The 16,182-nt window shown below is 69.7% G+C and carries 16 protein-coding genes and 3 pseudogenes; 12 read left to right on the forward strand and 7 right to left on the reverse strand.

Annotated elements, in window-relative coordinates; translation table 11 throughout:
- Position 1: 1 nt before the first annotated feature.
- Positions 2-262 (forward strand): annotated as a pseudogene (locus tag ACIBVN_RS39945) (ISAzo13 family transposase); the annotation flags it as partial.
- Between the two features lie 414 nt (positions 263-676).
- Here the strand turns inward: ACIBVN_RS39945 and ACIBVN_RS39950 are convergent.
- Entirely contained in the window at positions 677-1,516 is an 840-nt protein-coding gene (locus ACIBVN_RS39950) for an alpha/beta fold hydrolase (protein WP_397145494.1), read from the reverse strand.
- Between the two features lie 265 nt (positions 1,517-1,781).
- Here ACIBVN_RS39950 and ACIBVN_RS39955 point away from each other — a divergent pair.
- Positions 1,782-2,228: pseudogene (locus ACIBVN_RS39955) on the forward strand (transposase); the annotation flags it as partial.
- A gap of 90 nt (positions 2,229-2,318) precedes the next feature.
- Here the strand turns inward: ACIBVN_RS39955 and ACIBVN_RS39960 are convergent.
- A complete protein-coding gene (locus ACIBVN_RS39960) occupies positions 2,319-3,008 on the reverse strand; it encodes an ankyrin repeat domain-containing protein (RefSeq protein WP_397145495.1) in 690 nt (229 codons plus the stop codon).
- A 257-nt stretch (positions 3,009-3,265) separates the two neighbouring features.
- A complete protein-coding gene (locus tag ACIBVN_RS39965; protein WP_397145496.1) occupies positions 3,266-4,207 on the reverse strand; it encodes a LysR family transcriptional regulator in 942 nt (313 codons plus the stop codon).
- A gap of 89 nt (positions 4,208-4,296) precedes the next feature.
- On the opposite strand from ACIBVN_RS39965, the gene ACIBVN_RS39970 reads away from it, so the two are divergent.
- On the forward strand, positions 4,297-4,680 hold the full coding sequence (locus tag ACIBVN_RS39970) for a nuclear transport factor 2 family protein (protein ID WP_397145497.1): 384 nt from the start codon (positions 4,297-4,299) through the stop codon (positions 4,678-4,680).
- A gap of 48 nt (positions 4,681-4,728) precedes the next feature.
- Here the strand turns inward: ACIBVN_RS39970 and ACIBVN_RS39975 are convergent, their stop codons facing one another.
- Entirely contained in the window at positions 4,729-5,133 is a 405-nt protein-coding gene (locus tag ACIBVN_RS39975; protein ID WP_397145498.1) for a hypothetical protein, read from the reverse strand.
- 869 nt (positions 5,134-6,002) lie between these two features.
- Between ACIBVN_RS39975 and ACIBVN_RS39980 the strand changes: the two genes are divergently transcribed.
- Positions 6,003-6,239 carry a hypothetical protein gene (locus ACIBVN_RS39980; RefSeq protein ID WP_397145499.1) on the forward strand — a complete coding sequence of 79 codons (237 nt, stop codon included), beginning with the start codon at positions 6,003-6,005 and terminating at the stop codon, positions 6,237-6,239.
- A 768-nt stretch (positions 6,240-7,007) separates the two neighbouring features.
- On the opposite strand, the gene ACIBVN_RS39985 is transcribed toward ACIBVN_RS39980, so the two are convergent.
- On the reverse strand, positions 7,008-7,700 hold the full coding sequence (locus ACIBVN_RS39985; protein ID WP_397145500.1) for a TetR/AcrR family transcriptional regulator: 693 nt from the start codon (positions 7,698-7,700) through the stop codon (positions 7,008-7,010).
- Between the two features lie 53 nt (positions 7,701-7,753).
- Between ACIBVN_RS39985 and ACIBVN_RS39990 the strand changes: the two genes are divergently transcribed.
- From ACIBVN_RS39990 to ACIBVN_RS40025, 8 genes are all read left to right on the forward strand, one after another.
- Complete coding sequence (locus tag ACIBVN_RS39990) at positions 7,754-8,872, forward strand: FAD-dependent oxidoreductase (protein ID WP_397145501.1); 1,119 nt, start codon at positions 7,754-7,756, stop codon at positions 8,870-8,872.
- A 218-nt stretch (positions 8,873-9,090) separates the two neighbouring features.
- Positions 9,091-10,521 carry an adenylosuccinate lyase gene (gene purB / locus ACIBVN_RS39995; RefSeq protein ID WP_397145502.1) on the forward strand — a complete coding sequence of 477 codons (1,431 nt, stop codon included), beginning with the start codon at positions 9,091-9,093 and terminating at the stop codon, positions 10,519-10,521.
- Positions 10,518-11,252, forward strand: a complete 735-nt coding sequence (locus tag ACIBVN_RS40000; protein ID WP_397145503.1) for a GNAT family N-acetyltransferase — start codon at positions 10,518-10,520, stop codon at positions 11,250-11,252. Before purB ends, ACIBVN_RS40000 begins: the two co-directional genes overlap by 4 nt.
- A gap of 106 nt (positions 11,253-11,358) precedes the next feature.
- On the forward strand, positions 11,359-12,366 hold the full coding sequence (locus tag ACIBVN_RS40005; protein WP_397145504.1) for a DUF4037 domain-containing protein: 1,008 nt from the start codon (positions 11,359-11,361) through the stop codon (positions 12,364-12,366).
- A gap of 316 nt (positions 12,367-12,682) precedes the next feature.
- A complete protein-coding gene (locus ACIBVN_RS40010; RefSeq protein ID WP_397145505.1) occupies positions 12,683-13,492 on the forward strand; it encodes a MerR family transcriptional regulator in 810 nt (269 codons plus the stop codon).
- Positions 13,489-14,013 carry a hypothetical protein gene (locus ACIBVN_RS40015; protein WP_397145506.1) on the forward strand — a complete coding sequence of 175 codons (525 nt, stop codon included), beginning with the start codon at positions 13,489-13,491 and terminating at the stop codon, positions 14,011-14,013. Before ACIBVN_RS40010 ends, ACIBVN_RS40015 begins: the two co-directional genes overlap by 4 nt.
- Positions 14,014-14,126: 113 nt before the next feature.
- Entirely contained in the window at positions 14,127-14,312 is a 186-nt protein-coding gene (locus ACIBVN_RS40020) for a DUF5999 family protein (RefSeq protein ID WP_349458339.1), read from the forward strand.
- Positions 14,309-14,701: an ATP-binding protein gene (locus tag ACIBVN_RS40025; protein WP_397145507.1), complete on the forward strand. Its 393-nt coding sequence runs from the start codon at positions 14,309-14,311 to the stop codon at positions 14,699-14,701. The genes ACIBVN_RS40020 and ACIBVN_RS40025 overlap by 4 nt, the downstream gene beginning before the upstream one ends.
- 155 nt (positions 14,702-14,856) lie before the next feature.
- Here ACIBVN_RS40025 and ACIBVN_RS40030 read toward each other — a convergent pair whose 3' ends face one another.
- Together ACIBVN_RS40030 and ACIBVN_RS40035 are read right to left on the reverse strand one after the other, a co-directional pair.
- Positions 14,857-15,585: an SDR family NAD(P)-dependent oxidoreductase gene (locus ACIBVN_RS40030; RefSeq protein WP_397145508.1), complete on the reverse strand. Its 729-nt coding sequence runs from the start codon at positions 15,583-15,585 to the stop codon at positions 14,857-14,859.
- Between the two features lie 405 nt (positions 15,586-15,990).
- A pseudogene (locus ACIBVN_RS40035) lies at positions 15,991-16,176 on the reverse strand (hypothetical protein); the annotation flags it as partial.
- Positions 16,177-16,182: the final 6 nt, after the last annotated feature.

A 16,182-nucleotide genomic window follows, 5' to 3' on the forward strand; every position in this document is an offset into this window, starting at 1 on the left:
GTTGGGGCATGGCGGGATCCGGGCGGTGGCCAGGGCAGCCGGGGTTCGCGAGGCGACGGTATCGGCCGGGGTGCAGGAATTGGAGTCGGGGCAGGAGCCGCTGGGTCGGGCGCATCGCCCTGGTGGTGGGCGCAAGCAGGTGGCCGATCTCGATCCGGACCTCCGTCCGGCGCTGTTGGCTCTGGTCGAGCCGGACATGCGCGGGGATCCGATGTCGCCGTTGCGGTGGACGACCACCTGGACCCGCAAGCCCGCCGCGGAGCCCAGCTTCAGAGTTCGCAGCGACGACTGGACGCGCTTCTCGACGCGACGCTTGAACCCGTGACAGATGGACCGGGCGTCGCGTCTGCACAAGCGTGCTCTGGAGGCGCTACCCCTTGACGCTGGTGTCAAGGGGTGCGGGCGGCCCGCTGGCGGGGGCGACGCAGGGCCAGCGCCCGTCCCCACTGTGGGTGTCGGCGGTGGTGGCGCACTGCCGCAATGGGCAGGTGCGGAAGTCGGTGGCGGCGAAGCGTACCTGGACGTGGAACGCCTCTGGTCGAGTGGGTCTGGGCGCAGGAGGCGCTGGTGTGCCCGCCGGGGCAGACGACGGTGCGCGCCTGGTCGTTGATGAGGAAGGGACGACGCTGCAGGTGTCGGTGGCCTCGACCAGGGCCACCCGAAGGGCCTCGGCGCTTCATGGCTGGCCGTTGAGGAAGTCCCGCAGGTGGGCGGTGAGGACGGCGGGCTGGTCTTCGGGGATGAGGGTGTAGCTGTCGGCGATTTCGACGAGCTTGGCCTGCGGCAGTAGCTGGGCCAGGCGGCGGCCGTGGGAGGGGGGCATCACGCGGTCCTCGGCGGCCCAGGCGACAAGGGCGGGACGGTTGAAGGTGCTGAGCGCCTCGGACCAGGCGAGCAGCTCGTCCTTTGGCGGGGTGCTGAGGACGTATTTGCGCAGGTCGCGGCGTACCTCGGCGGAGGTGATCACGGGCCGGAACCAAGCGTCCATGATCTCGGGTGGCACCGGCCGTTTGGTCATCCAGCCCCAGGTCATCGGGAGTCGGCGCATGGGCTTCAGGCGGAGCAGGTTGAAGGCCAGGGGCAGGCCGCCGGGCAGTCTGGCGGAGGTGACCAGGTTGCTGCCGGGCAAGCCGGGCGGGTAGTTGTCGAAGGCCTCGCAGGAGGTGAGGACGAGCCGGCCGATGCGGGCCGTGCGGCCGTCGGCGACGAGGCTCTGTGCGCCGCCCCAGTCGTTCAGCACCAGCGTGACATCGCTGAGGTCGAGCCGTTCGAGGAACTCGTCCACCAGCCGGGCGACGCCGAGGATCGACAGGTCAGCATCCGGGTGCATCGGACGACGGTGGCCGCCGAGCGGGAGGGTGGGGACGACGCAACGGAAGTCGTCTCGGAGCCCGGCGACGACGTGGCGCCAGAGCGAACCGTCCATGGCGACGCCGTGCAGCAGGACGACCACGGGGCCGTCACCGCCGGTGTCCTGGTAGTCGATGGTTCCCGCCGAAAGGTCCAGATCGGGCATGAAGGCCCCCGCTTCCGCTCGTGACGATGGACCAGTCTGCGCCAAGCCGCACGGCGCTGCGGTGCTGAGCGAGGCCCAGCACCCGAGCAACATAACGCACTGCTCATGGTCTGCCGCCACGGCGGTGGCGAACGCGGAAGCGCAGAGAGTCCATGATCGGCGGCAAGTGGTATCTGAACGATGGAAGATGATCTTAACTAACGCGGAACACGCTTGGTTTCGACCACGCTTTGCTCGAGGTCAAAGGGTTTCGTCGGTTCCCCGCTACTTCGTCGGCGACGACCTGCTGTGGGGCGTCAACCACCGGCGCAAGAGCAGCGACCACACCTGGGCCGCGCTGAAGTCGATCCGCGCAGCCCGCCCGGACGGCGCACCGATCTACGTCATCCTGGACAACCTGTCGGCACACAAGAACCGGCGCATCCTCACCTGGGCGAAGAAGAACAAGGTCGAGCTGCTGTTCACCCCGACGTATGCCTCCTGGGCCAACCCGATCGAGGCGCACTTCGGACCGCTACGCCAGTTCACGCTGGCCAACTCCCACCATCCCACCCACACCGTGCAGACCCGGGCCCTGCAGGCTTACCTGCGCTGGCGCAACGCTCACGCCCGCCACCCCGACGTGCTGGCCGCGCGACGCCGTGAACGCGCGCGCATCCGCAGCGAGAAAGGCATCCGCTGGGGTGGCCGACCGCCGGCACCCGCCGCGTGAGCACGCGCCCGGTACTCCCGCCACGCTGAAGGAAAGGACAGTTCGCACCTCATGCAGGTCCTGCAGACGAATCGCGCTCTGCTGAGCCGGCTACTGCCGGGCGGTCCCAACGGCGGACGGCCACCTCCTCTTGCTGAGGCCTCCGGCTCGGGTCTCCAGGAGGCGGACAATCTCTGTGTGGCCAGTACAAAGCCACGACTCCGAGCGGAGGTTGCCCGCGTGATCGCGTACTTCCGCCACTACACGCACGTCGCCCCCTTCGGACCTCTCTCGGCGGACCGTGATCTGAGCTCCCTGCGGTGCATGTTCCGTGACCCGCGCGACCACCTCTGCCTCGATGTCGCGGCCTGCGTATTGCCTTGCGAGATCGATAGGGCGTCGGCCTTGGCCGTCGGGCGATGCGGGGTCTGCCCCAGAGGCGAGCAGCGTTCGAACAACGGCCGCTGCGCCTCGCCCGGCGGCATGGTGGAGGGCGGTGCGCCCGGCAGAGTCGGCGATGCCCGGATCAGCGCCTCCGCCCAGCAGTGCTCTCACAACGGCCAGGTGCTCGTTGGAGGCCGCCCAGTGGAGGGCCGTCATGGCGCTCCTTTCGACGTCCTCCTGCCGGGATGGGTCGGCACCGGAGTCGAGCAGCGCGATCACTGCCCCTTTGTGCCCCCAACACGCGGCGGCACAGGCTTGGTAGAGGGCCGTGGTGCCATCCTCATCGGGCACGTCTGGGGACGCGCCGCCATCCAGCAGTCGCCTGACCTCCTCGCCCTCTCCGGCTGTCGCCGCCACACCAGATCACGTTCAGCCATGCGGTCCAGTCTGTACTGCGTGCCTCTCGTGATCCACCGGTTTGGTGGGCTCACCGATGGGTTCCAGGATGACCACGAAAGATCAGATTGCAACAACCCCGGAGGGTGCGGCTCTCCGTAGTGACTGGTTCGATCAAGTGCAAAGGGTGTATTCGTCCTGGTGACAGCGGTGGTGGACACGCTGATCTCGCGGTCGACGTGGAAGGTCCAGTGCTGATCGAGATCCTTTGTTGACGATCAGAGCGCGACGCCTGAAGACGGCCGCGGCTCCGGCGAGTACTCGCCGAAGCCACCGGCGACGAGTTCGATCGCCGTACGTACCAAGCGCGCGATCCAGGGATTGCGCGAGCCGCTCCGCCAGGCGACGGCCGTCGTGTAAGGGCTCGCATCGTGGACTGGCCGGTAGGCGATGTCGGGTCGGCTATTGTGCCGGGCGAGCGACGCCGGGATCAGGGCGACGGCTTGGCCCAGGGCCACGTGTTCCAGCAGTTGCGAGCTGTCGTGCACGATCGGGCCTGATTTGGGCGGCTCTGCCTGCAGGGTCACGTCCTGCCCCGACCAGTACGCCTGGTCGGACGCCGTGGAGCCCGGGCATTGCGGCATCGACAGCCCGGCCAGATCACGACAGCCCAGGCTCTCGCACCGCGCGAGCGGATGTCCGGCAGGGAGGGCAGCGACCCGCGGTTCGCTGATCAGCGGCTCGATGTCCACGCCCTGCCGGTCGAACGGCGATCCGAGGATGGCGATGTCCGCGCGGCCGTCGCGGAGCATGCCGGCCTGCTCCCCGTAGCCGCTCACGACGACCTGGACGGTCGCGGCGTCGGGAAGCGCGCGGTAGACCTGGACCGTGTGGCGGAGCAGATCGGTCGCGACACCGGGTTTCGCGGTGATGGTCAGGACGGGGGTTTCGCCTGCGGTCCGGCTGGTGCGGTGAGCGGCCGCGGCCACCGCCGCGAGCGCATTGCCGGCCTCGTCCCAGAGTGTCAGGCCGGCGACGGTCAGCTTGACTCCGCGGTTGCTGCGTTCAAACAGCTGGACTCCGAGCCGCCTCTCGAGCTTCTGCATCGCGCGGGACAGCGGCGGCTGCGCCATTCCCAGACGCTGGGCGGCACGGGAGAAGCTGAGTTCTTCGGCCACCGCGCGGAAGTATCGCAGTTCCCGTATCTCAAGATCGACCATACCGGCAGGGTATGGCATGAGATCGGACGGGTTCTTCCGCAGCCCGCGGCACCGCGCTGAAATGGGGCTGAACCGAAAGGACCATCCTGATGACCGAACTCGACCAGAACAAGCTGACCGTGCAGCGATTCCTCGATATGGCCTTCAACGACAAGAAGCCCGCCGAGGCGTTCGCCGCCTTCGTCGGTCCCACCTACATCCAGCACAATCCCCACGCGCCGCACGGCAGGGAGGCCTCGCTGGAATTCCTGTCCGGGTTCATGGCCCGGTTCCCTCAGCTCACCCTCGACATCAAACGCGCCATCGCCGAAGGCCACCTCGTCGTCACCCACAGCCTGATGAAGCTGTCGCCAGAGGATCGGGGAGTCGCTGTAGCAGACATCGTCCGGATCCAGGACGGCAAGATCGTCGAACACTGGGACGTGGCACAGGAGGTGCCCGAGGCTCCCGCGAACGACAACACGATGTTCTGAGTCGGGGCGTTTGCCTGGCTCGAGCCTGCCCATCGCCCTGGGCTGCTGTCACTGATGTCGCAGCGGCTGCGCGCCCCAGTCAGGCCCGCGTCCGTGAGGATCCCTCACCGGAACACCGCCCACTCTGGGACCGCGCACCGCCACGACCACCACGCCGTTGCCGGGCAGCGGCACATCATGTGCGGGCAGCGGGATCACTTCGGCCGAGTCGAGTCCACAGCCCCGACCCAGGGCAAGGAGCAGTTTGCAGCCGCAGCTTAGTTCGGCGATGGGCTGGCCGCCGGCCCACGCCCAAAGAGCGGCGAGTTCGGCGTTGGTGTAGGGGCGCGAGGCGGTGTCGGCGGACAATTTGACGGGCTTGCCGGTGGCGCAGCCGGTGCCGATGACAGCTTGGCGCAGCCGCAGCCACTTGGAGCGGTAGGTGGCGCGGGTGCCCTCGCGATGCTCGCCCACGCCTATCTGGCTGTCACCGCCGCTCAGGCCCCAAAAGCCCAAGCGGTCTGGTCCGCCTCACACCAGCCGAAATCCGCCGTCTCCTGGCACGTCTGACCACCACGATCACCCGCCCGCTCAGCCACGCCCTCGTCTGGTCCCAACGTCGACGACACCATCAGACGCGCGCACGAGCCAGCCACTACTGGAGGCGTTGGCTCAAACATCACGAAATCAAGCTGTAGCTAATCGCCCATAGGCCAGAGCGGGAGGACGTGGGGGGCCGCTCATCTGGCCCGTGAACGAGACTGGCCGTGCGGGTGCGCGCCCGGCTTGGCCGCACATGTCGGTCTTCGTGCTGATCAGCAACGATCCCGACCGGCAGGGACGTGGGCTGCCCTGCTCATCATTTTGGCATTTCCTGGGGAAATCCGTACCAGAAAAAGCCCTAAATGAGGTTTTGCTCCATATCGGGCGACCCTTGTAGGCGACCCTGCATAGGCTACGCAGTGGGACTCCCGGGAATCCGATCACACGCAGGATGAGGTGATCCGCGATGGTCAAGCAAGCCCTGATAGCCGCAGCCGTGGCGGCCTCCCCGGTCCTTGTCCCCGGGCCGATGACCGCACAACCGGCCGCCGCGACCGCAGAGACGTCCTGCGCCACCACCACCGGCGTCGTTCTGCAGGACACGGCCAAGCCGTGCCGGCGGTGGAAAGCGTGTGTGTACTGCAAGTCGGAGGGTGCCTGGCACGCGGCATATTGCAAGACGAGCCGCCGGGAAGGAAAGCCCGGCTGGGGCAAGGAGCTCCTGAAAAGCCCCTGGGAGCGCGCACGAAACCCGTGGAGCGACTTGGACCTCGGTTGGGGCCGTGGCCGCTGGGGCAGCGATGACGGTCAGGGTCGTGGTGGCGATGGCCAGGGTCCTGGGCGCGACGGTCAGGGGCGCGGTGGTGACGGCCAAGGTCGTGGGCATGACGGTCAGGGGCGCGGTGGTGACGGCCAAGGTCGTGGGCATGACGGTCAGGGGCGCGGTGGTGACGACCAAGGTCGTGGGCACGGCGGCCAGGGACGCGGTGGTGACGGTCACGGTCCTGGGCACGGCGGCCAGGATTGACAGGGCGTGATCACACCGGGACCGTCAGGTCGGCGCGGGCACCCCACGCGGAATGCCCCCATGGGGCAATCCGCGTAGGCAGCCTTGGGCCCGGTTCGGCACGCGGCCTCCTGGAAGCCAGGCCGCTGCCCGGATTCTGGGACGACCGCGACGCCGCACAGCGCCTGGCCGCTGCCCTGGGCGGCGGTACCCGCGCGATCGAGCTGCGCCGGGGTGGCCTGCTCCAGTGTCGACCCCACCGGGCGACCCCAGCCCAACTGGTGGCACGTCGTCACCAAAGGAAGCCCATGTTCATCCCCGAGTACGAGCGCCGAAGGGTGGGGACGACGCCGACGACATCGCCGCCGCCCGGACGCTCCGCCGCGGCGGCCTGTCCGGATGGCTCGACTCCAGCCACGACGCGGCATGAGCTGTCCCGCTGCGGCAAGCCGGCCCCGGGTGCGCGCTGACCCCGCATTCGCGCGCCGAGCACGAGGCTGCCTACGGCGACCTGTCCTGTCTGGAGGATCTGGAGCGCGCCCGCCGGGTCTGGGTACGGCTCACCCAAGGGCGGACCGGTGCCTTGCGCCGTACCGGCTGGCGGTTCGATGTGGCCGTCACCGCCAGGATCTCCCTGCCCGCACGGCTGAACAGGGGTGCCTGGAGCGGATGTATGGTGTGGCCGGTCGCCTGGCCCGGGTATGGCTCGAGTGCCGCGACGCGTTGGAGGTCATCGCCGCCTATGGCCGGTCTGGCGGCGTCATGCGGTGCCACCGATGTCACCTGGAAATCCTGAGCGTCACGCCGGCGGCCGGGCGAGTTTGGCGGCCACGGCGTCGAGGACCCAGTCCAGGCCGGTCGCGAAGGACACCTCGGCGTCCACCTCCGTGCCGTCGTGCACGGCCTTGGCCAGCGCCGGGAAGCGGCCTGTGGCCAGCATCCTCATCACATGCGGGCCGGAGGCGCGCTGCCAGTCGCGCTTGGACAGGCCCGTGGCGCGCTCGGCCCGCAGGTTCGCGATCTCGCGTCTGATCGCGCCGGTGAAGTAGGCGCTGACGGTCTCCACGGCGCGCATGACGGTGTCGAGGTCGGCGAGGCCGTCGAGGGCGGCCAGCGTGGCCTCGGTCACGGCGAGGGCGTTCGGGCCCAGGGTCGGACGGCCGCCGAGCAGGTCGGCCAGCCATTCGTGACGCAGGGTGGCCTGCCTGGTGCGGTGGGCGCGGATGCGAAGCACCTCCCGCCAGTCGCCGGGCTGCTCCTCGGGGAGGATCTCGGCGTAGACCTCGTCCACCATGAGGTCGAACAGCTCCTCCTTGGTGGAGATGTATCCGTACAGCCGCATCGGGCCGGCGTCCAGCCGGGCGGCGACCTTGCGCAACGACACCGCCTCCAGCCCGCCCTCGTCGGCCAGCGCGATGGCGGCGGCAACGATGCGCTCCCGGTCGAGCGGCGCGGGGCGAGTCGGCGGCTCCGGCCGGTCCCACACAGTCATGGATACATCGTACTGTTGCGATACACCGTCTCAGCGCAATACAGTGTATCGACATGAGACATCGTATCGCCGTGATTGGGGGCGGTCCCGCCGGCCTTACCTTCGCCCGCGTCCTGCACCGCCACGCTCACCCCGTCACCGTCCTCGAACGCGATCCCGCCCCCGATGCCCGTCCCCCGGGCGGCACGCTCGACCTGCACGAAAAGCTGGGCCAGCTCGCGCTGGGCAAGGCGGGGCTGCTGGCGGAGTTCGAGGCGCTGTCCCGTCCCGAGGGGCAGGCCATGCGCATCCTGGACACGGACGGGACCGTGCTTCGCGACTGGCAACCCCGTCCGGATGACCGGGCCAATCCCGAGATCGACCGCGGGCAACTCCGTGACCTGCTGCTCGGCCCCCTGGACGTTCAGTGGGGGAGGGGCGTGACGGAGGTGGTGCCGGGGACCCGGGACGGGGTGCTGGTCCGGTTCCCGGACGGGCGACAGGAGACGTTCGACCTTGTGGTCGGCGCGGACGGCGCATGGTCCCGGGTCCGCCCGGCACTCTCGTCCGCGACGCCGCACTACGCCGGCGTCACCTCGGTCGAGACGTCCCTGGACGACGTCGACACCCGCCACCCCGACCTCGCCCGGCTGATCGGCGACGGTTCCATGGCTGTGTACGGCGTGAACCGCGCCCTCGTCGCCCAGCGCAACAGCGGCGGCCACGTCAAGGTGTACGCCCAGTTCCGCGCGCCGCTGGACTGGCACACGAACCTGGACCTGGCCGATGTCGAGGCTGTGCGATCAAGCCTGCTGGCTCTGTTCGACGGCTGGGCCGCTCCCGTCCTCGGCCTCCTCCGCCGCGGCATCGCTTTCGTCCACCGCCCCCTCTACGTCCTGCCCGTGTCCCACACCTGGGCCCACGTCCCCGGGGTGACGCTCCTGGGCGACGCCGCGCACCTGATGCCCCCATTGGGCGTGGGCGCGAACCTCGCGATGCTGGAAGGCGCCGAACTCGCCGAGTCCGTCGCCTCCGACTCTGGCGATCTGGACGAGGCCGTCCGCGCCTTCGAGGAACAGATGTGGGCACGGGCCGGCAGGTGGGCGAAGATCACGGCGGCCGGTCTGGAACGCCTCGTGAGCCCGGACCCCGCCGAAGCTCTCGCCTTCTTCGACGAAGTCCAGCCATCCTGACTGCGCCGGGAACTGCTGGACGAGCAGGCCCAGGCCGTGATCCTTGCTGGTGCGTGAACGTGCGCCGCGACCGAAGAATCCATAAATCTACTTTGTAAAGGCGTGGGCGCCGATAGTGCAGCGGGCCAAGGAGCGAATACGGCGCAAGCCAGCCGAGCCGAAGCGCCCGTACGGCCCGGTGCCGTGCGGGCGCCGGCGTGTCAATAGACTTGTCCGACGTGACAGCCAAGCCGCGTATCCCGAATGTCCTGGCCTCCCGTTATGCCTCGCCGGAGCTGGCCCGTCTGTGGTCTCCCGACTACAAGGTCGCCGCCGAGCGGCGGTTGTGGCTGGCGGTGCTGCGGGCGCAGGCCGAGCTGGGGGTGGCGGTTCCCGAGGGTGTGATCGACGACTACGAGAAGGTGGTCGAGCAGGTCGATCTCGACTCGATCGCGGCCCGCGAGCGGGTGACGCGCCACGATGTGAAGGCGCGTATCGAGGAGTTCAACGCGCTGGCCGGTCACGAGCAGGTGCACAAGGGCATGACCTCGCGCGACCTGACGGAGAACGTCGAGCAGTTGCAGGTGCGCGACAGCCTGCTGCTGGTGCGCGACCGGGTGGTGGCGCTGCTGTCGCGCCTGGCGGGGCTGGCCGTGGAGCATGAGGCCACGGTGGTCGCCGGCCGTTCCCACAACGTGGCGGCGCAGGCCACCACGCTGGGCAAGCGTTTCGCGACGGCGGCCGATGAGCTGCTGGTGGCCTACCGGCGGCTGGAGGAGCTGATCGGCCGCTATCCGCTGCGCGGCATCAAGGGCCCGGTCGGCACCGCCCAGGACATGCTCGACCTGCTGGGCGGCGATCGGGGCAAGCTGGCCGAGCTGGAGGGGCGGGTGGCCGCCCATCTGGGCTTCTCCGAGCGGTTCACGAGCGTGGGGCAGGTCTATCCGCGGTCGCTGGATTTCGAGGTGGTCAGCGCGCTGGTGCAGCTGGCGGCGGCGCCGTCGTCGCTGGCCAAGACGATCCGGCTGATGGCGGGGCACGAGCTGGTGACCGAGGGGTTCAAGGAGGGGCAGGTCGGCTCGTCGGCGATGCCGCACAAGATGAACACCCGCTCCTGCGAGCGGGTCAACGGCCTGGCCGTGGTGCTGCGCGGCTATGCCTCGATGGCGGGCGAGCTGGCGGGCGACCAGTGGAACGAGGGCGACGTGTCGTGCTCGGTGGTGCGGCGGGTGGCGCTGCCGGATGCGTTCTTCGCCTTCGACGGGCTGGTGGAGACGATGCTGACGGTGCTGGATGAGTTCGGCGCCTTCCCGGCGGTCATCTCCGCGGAGCTGGATCGCTACCTGCCGTTCCTGGCGACGACGAAGATGCTGATGGCGGCGGTGCGGGCCGGGCTGGGCCGGGAGACGGCGCATGAGCTGATCAAGGAGCACGCGGTGGCGTCGGCGCTGGCGATGCGTTCGCGCGGCGCCGCCAACGAGCTGCTGGATCGGCTGGCCGGCGACGCCCGTTTCCCGCTGGAGCGTGCCCAGCTGGAGGGGCTGCTGGCTGATCGGGTGTCGTTCACCGGCGCGGCGGCCGACCAGGTGGCGGCGGTCGCGCAGCGGGTGGGCGAGGTCGTGGCGGCGCACCCGCAGGCGGCCGCGTACCGGCCCGGCGCGATCCTGTGACGATTCGCGAGCTGCGCGATGCCGGTCAGGTGCGGCAGGCGTGCGGCGACGACGACCTGCTGATGTGGGTGGCGCAGGGCCTGCGCGGGGGCGCGCGGGCCTGGGCGCTGGGGGACGCGGTCGTGGCGGCCGCTCCCGGCGTGTCGCGGCGGGAGCGGCTGGGCGTGTGGGGCGGCGTCTCGTGCGCGGTGGAGCTGGTGGGTCACGTGCTGGCCGAGCTGGGCCCTTCGTACCGGCCGTTCGGGGAGCGCGAGCTGGTGCGTGAGGTGACGGCGAAGCTGGACGGGCTGGAGCGGGCCGGGGAGTTCTCCTGGATGAGCCTGCCCGCGCTGGACGGTCCTTCGGCTGACGGGGTGGGCTGGCTGGAGCCGGCCGCCGATGCGGAGGTCGCGGCGCTGCTGGCGGTTGATGCGCCCGATTCGTACGCGGTGCCGGGCATCGCCGGGGTGAGCCGGTGGGCGGGCGTGCGCGTGGAGGGGCAGCTGGCGGCGGTGGCGGCGGACGCGTGGTCCGCGCCCACGGTGGGGCTGCTGGCCGGGGTCGCCACCCGGGCGCGTTTCCGCGGGCGGGGTCTGGCCGAACGCGTGTGCCGGTGGGTGTCGCGGGAGCTGCTGGCGGCCTACGGACGGGCGGCGCTGATGGTGGACGACGGCAATGCTGCGGCCATCAGCGTCTACGAGCGGATCGGCTTTCGGCGGCGGCTCGTGATGGCCTCCCGCGTGACCGGCTGACCACCCGCCTCACCGGGGGTTGGGGCCGGGGGAAAATCGGGTGAGGTTCGCGCGGCGCTGGTGCAGAGTTGACGGAGTGATGTCCGATTTTGTGCCAGGTATTGAGTTGTCGCGCGCTTTTTACGGCGAGGTGGTGGCGCCTTTGGTGCCCGGGGTGGCGCACAGTGCCGCCTTGATCGGGCCGGGGTCGGAGGTGCTGGAGTTCGACACCGCCCGCTCGGCTGACCACGACTGGGGGCCGCGGGTGCTGGTGTTCGTGGCCCCGGAGGCGGTGGCGGAGGTGCGGGCGAAGGTGGTGGCGGGCCTGCCCGAGCGTTTCGGCGGCTTTCCGACCGTGTTCGGTTACCACGGCAGCGTGCGGCCCGGGGTGACGGTGACGGACCTGGGGGCGTGGCTGGTGGAGCGGCTGGGTTTCGACCCGCGGGGCGGGGTGTCGCTGCTGGACTGGCTGTCGGTGTCCTGGCAGAGCCTGGCCGAGGTGACGTGCGGCGAGGTGTTCCACGACGGCTTGGCAGGTGGAGGGCTGGAGGCGGCCAGGGCGGCGTTGCGCTGGTATCCGCGAGATGTGTGGCGCTATGTGCTGGCGTGTCAGTGGCGGCGGATCGCGCAGGAGGAGGCGTTCCCCGCCCGGTGTGGCGAGGTGGGCGACGAGCTGGGCTCGGCCGTGGTGGGGGCGCGGCTGGTGCGGGAGGTGATGCGGCTGGCGCTGCTGCTGCGGCGGCGCTACCCGCCGTACGCGAAATGGCTCGGCAGCGCGCTGGCGCGGCTGCCGGGCTCGGCGGAGCTGGGGGAGTGCCTGGGGACGGCGGTGGCGGCCCGCTCGTGGCGGGAGCGGCAGGCGGGGCTGTCGGGCGCGTACGCGCGGGTGGCGGCGCTGCAGAACCGGGTGGCGCTGGCCGAGCCCCTGGATGAGCGGGTACGGGGCTTCTTCGACCGGCCGTTCGAGGTGATCGGGGGTGACCGGTTCGCCGAGGCGTTGATGGCGGCGGTGTCGGATCCGGTGATCAGGGACCTGCCGGTGGTGGGGTGTGTGGATCAGTTGTCGGATTCGACGGATCTGCTGGTGGAGCCGGGGCGCAGGCGGCGGGTGACAGCGGCGGCGCTGGGTCTGTGAGCTTAGTGATCTACATTGTAAAGGGCGTGAAATAATGCAGTCACCCTTTCACTCTTCTGACAACCCTTAGCTGACGAGGGAGGAGGCCAGCTCCTGGACGCGGATGCGCCAGCGTCGAGGAGGTGGCGGTGTCGCCGGTGTGGGTGACGATGAGGCGAGGCCCTGGCCGGTGCCTTGGGTGAGCTCCCACCGTACGCGCCCTGTCGGGGTGTCGTACTCCAGGAGCTTGGCGGTCTCGGCCCGGGGTGACCGCTCCCGTCTGGAGGCGGCGGGCGTTGGTGTGGGTGGGGTGGACTCTCCTATGGGGGGAGGGTCCATGCTGGTGGGCGTGGATGAGGAGTTGCTGCCGATCGGGCAGTTCGCCCGGTTGGGGCGGTTGAGTGTGAAGCAGTTGCGTCACTATGACGAGCTGGGGTTGTTGCGGCCGGCGCATGTGGATGCGGAGACGGGTTACCGCTATTACCGGCCGTCGCAGGCGCGGGTGGCGTTGTCGATCGGGTTGTTGCGGTCGCTGGATGTGCCGCTGGCGGTGGTGGCGGAGGTGTTGTCGGGCGCGGTGGGGGCGCTTGAGGGTGTCCGGGAGGGTTTGGAGGCGGAGCTGGCGCGGCGGCGGCGGACGCTGGCGTCGCTGGAGCGGGTGATGGCGCACGGGTTGCCGGCGGCGCCTGTGCGGGTGGTGGATGAGCCGGCCCGCCGGGTGGCGGTGGTGCGGGAGCGTGCGGCGTGGCAGGAGGATGTGGGCCGGGCGACGTCGGCGGCGTTGGCGCGGCTGTTGGAGCGGGTGTACGGGGTGTCGGGGCCCGGTGGGGCGTCGGTGCGGCTGATCGGGTTGTTCCCGGTGGATTTGGATGAGGCGGTTGATGTGGAGGCCGCCTTGGTGCTGGGGGACGGGGAGAGCGGCGGGGGAGCGGAGGTGCGGGTGCTGCCTGGGGGCAGGTTCGCTTGTGCCACGCATGTGGGGCCTTATGACCAGATATCTCTGACTGTGCATGCGGTGCTGGCCTGGTGTGGCGAGCGGCGCTGCGCGGTTCGGGGTCCGATTCGCGAGGTGTATGTGTCGGATCCGGCTGTCACTTCGCCTGATGAGCTTGTCACCCATCTGATGATCTGCTTGGAGGAGTCATGAATCCTGAACTGGCGACGTACGGCCCTGTGACGTGCCTGAACGTGACCGGCCTTGGCGAGCCGGGCGGCGGCGAGCATCTGTCGGCCATCGGCGCCCTGTACGCGGTGGCCGCGCAGATGGGCGGTCCGGCGGGCCCGTTGGAGGGGTTGTGGTGGGTGGAGGACGATCGGCCGGGGTTGGAGGTGCCGAGGGAGTTGTGGCGCTGGCATCTGCTGCTGCCGCTGGCGGGTTTGCCGGAGCCGGGGGTGGTGGAGCGGGCGCGGGAGGCGGCGCGGCTGTCGGGTGCGGCGGTGGATCGGGTTCGGGTGGCGACGTTCACGGAGGGGGAGTGTGTGGAGCTGCTTCATGTGGGGCCGTTCAGCGAGGAGTATCGGTCGTTGGCGGTGATGGAGGAGTTCATGGCGGAGCGGGGGCTGGTGGTCAATGGGCCGCATCATGAGGTGTATCTGACGCCGTTCGACGATCCGGAGCCGCGTACGGTGTTGCGGCAGCCGGTGCGTGCGGCGGGTGGCACTACGTAGGTACGAAAAATAGGTACCCACGTAGGCATTTCTCACCTCTTCTTGTGATTGATGGTGAGGCAGGCTGGAAGGTGTAGGAAAAGGCTGGATGTGAGGAACGGGGGATCCGCACGATGTGTATGCACCAGCCTCCCTGTCCTCCGGCGGATGCCGTCGACCACCAGGCCGCCCGTCTGGTGGCGTACCACCCAGAGCAGGGATGGGGACTTCTGTGCAACGGGGTCGTCTTCTTCGACGACACGGGTGAGCTGCTGCCTGACGGCCGCAGCGTCCCCGCGCTGAGCGGGCGGGCGGCGTGAACACGCCGCCGGCGTCGTGGACGTTCTCGTCTCGGCCCTGTTCGGTGTTCCAGGCCCGGCAGGCGGCCCGGGCCCAGCTCGTGGAGTGGGGGCTGCACCAGGCGTGCGACTTCGCCGAGCTGCTGATCAGCGAGCTGGTCACCAACGCGGTGCGGCACGCGCGCGGGATCGTGCGCCTGAGCTTGTCGGCGGCCGACGGGCTGCTGCGCTGCGAGGTCGAGGACTCCAGCCCCCTGCTGCCGCGCCTGCGCGCGGCCGCCGACGACGACGAGAGTTCGCGCGGGCTGGCGCTGGTGGAGGTGCTGTCGTCGGGCTGGGGCAGCGTCCCGACGGGCCGGGGCAAGGTCGTCTGGTTCGAGCTGCCGGTGCCGGCGGCGCTCAGCGCCTGACCGGCGCCTGGCTGCCGGGTCAGCGTTGTCACGCTTGCCGGCCGCCGTCCAGCGCCGCCCCCAGCCCCCGCTGGACGGCGGGACCGGCGCCGCAGGATCGATCCGGCCACAATCTCCCCGAACTCACCCCTCTTCGCGCACCCTTCTGGGATGTTTCACCAGGCGATGGGACCGAGGCGATCGATGAAGATCCCGGTCGGCCCGTCAGGGGTGAGCGTCGCGAGCTCGATGATCGGATCACTGCCCTCGGTGACGGTCAGCTCGCCCGTGTGGATGTTCATGTCGGTTGCGGTGAACTTGCCGTTGGCGACCTCGCCGGGGGTCACGGCGTTGAACTTGATGGCCGGCAGTGCCTGGGCGTATCGGACGGTGATCATGTTCAGCGCCGCCTTCGACGAGGTGTAGGCGAGTTCGTACATCTTTGAGACGGCTTGCCCGGGGTCGGTCACGACCGCGATAGATCCCCCGGCGCCGGTGACCATCACCACCCGCGGGTTATCGGCCGCCTGCAACAGCGGCAGGAACGCGTGCGTGACCCGGACCGGCCCGTACACGTTGGTGTCGTAGACGGCGTGGATGTCCTTGGCTGTCGCGTCCGCCGGGTTGACACCGCCGCCCGGCGTGCCGGCGTTGTTGATCAGCACGTCAATCCGGTCGGTGTGCTCGCGGACTAGCCGCACAGCCCCGGCCACCGACTCCTCCGAGGTCACGTCCAATGGAACCATGATGACGTGTGCGCCGTCGGCGGCCAGCTTCTGCGCGGCGGCCCTTCCGCGGCCCTCGTCGCGTGAGCCGAGGAAGACCCTCCAGCCCAGCTCCCCGAGCCTACGCGCCGTCTCGTAGCCCAGGCCTTTGTTTGCTCCAGTGATCAATACTGAGGTCATGTTCTCTCCTGAGATCGTGGTACCTACGGCCATGTGACGGCGCCGACCCGATTCCTGTGACACTGCCGAGATGTGATGTAGGCCACCGGCGGCGGTTGGCACAAACCGGCGGGATCGCCGTCTTGTGTGCAGGCACCGTCGAGATCAGCGTGGAGGGCCGGCAATGCGTTAGGGCAGCGACCAGACGGACCGCGCCACCGAGGCATTCGCCGTCCATCGCAACCTGCTGTTCACCGTCGCCTACGAGGTGCTCGGCTCGGCCGCCGATGAGGAAACCGACCGCGAGCGGCAGCCGACGGCCCGGGAAGCACGCGAAACCCTGGGTCTCCTGGCCTGAGGGCACCCGGGCTCAAAACATCCATGAAGAAGATCAACCACTAGTGCGGAGAATTCGCCGGGGCGCAGTCAGGTGGCCTCACCCAGCTGTTCGGCCAGCCGCTCCAGGCCGCCCCTGACGAGCTGCCCGTACTCGTCGTCGCCGAGCACGCCGGCCTCGGCCCGTGCCTGCTGGAGGTGCTCACGGGCGCGGTCGAGATCGCCCAGCTTGCGATAGCACTCACTCAAGTTCAGGTGCAACGACGGATACCAGCCGGCCGC

The organism is Nonomuraea sp. NPDC049400 (assembly GCF_044466425.1).
In the GTDB taxonomy this organism is placed as follows: domain Bacteria; phylum Actinomycetota; class Actinomycetes; order Streptosporangiales; family Streptosporangiaceae; genus Nonomuraea.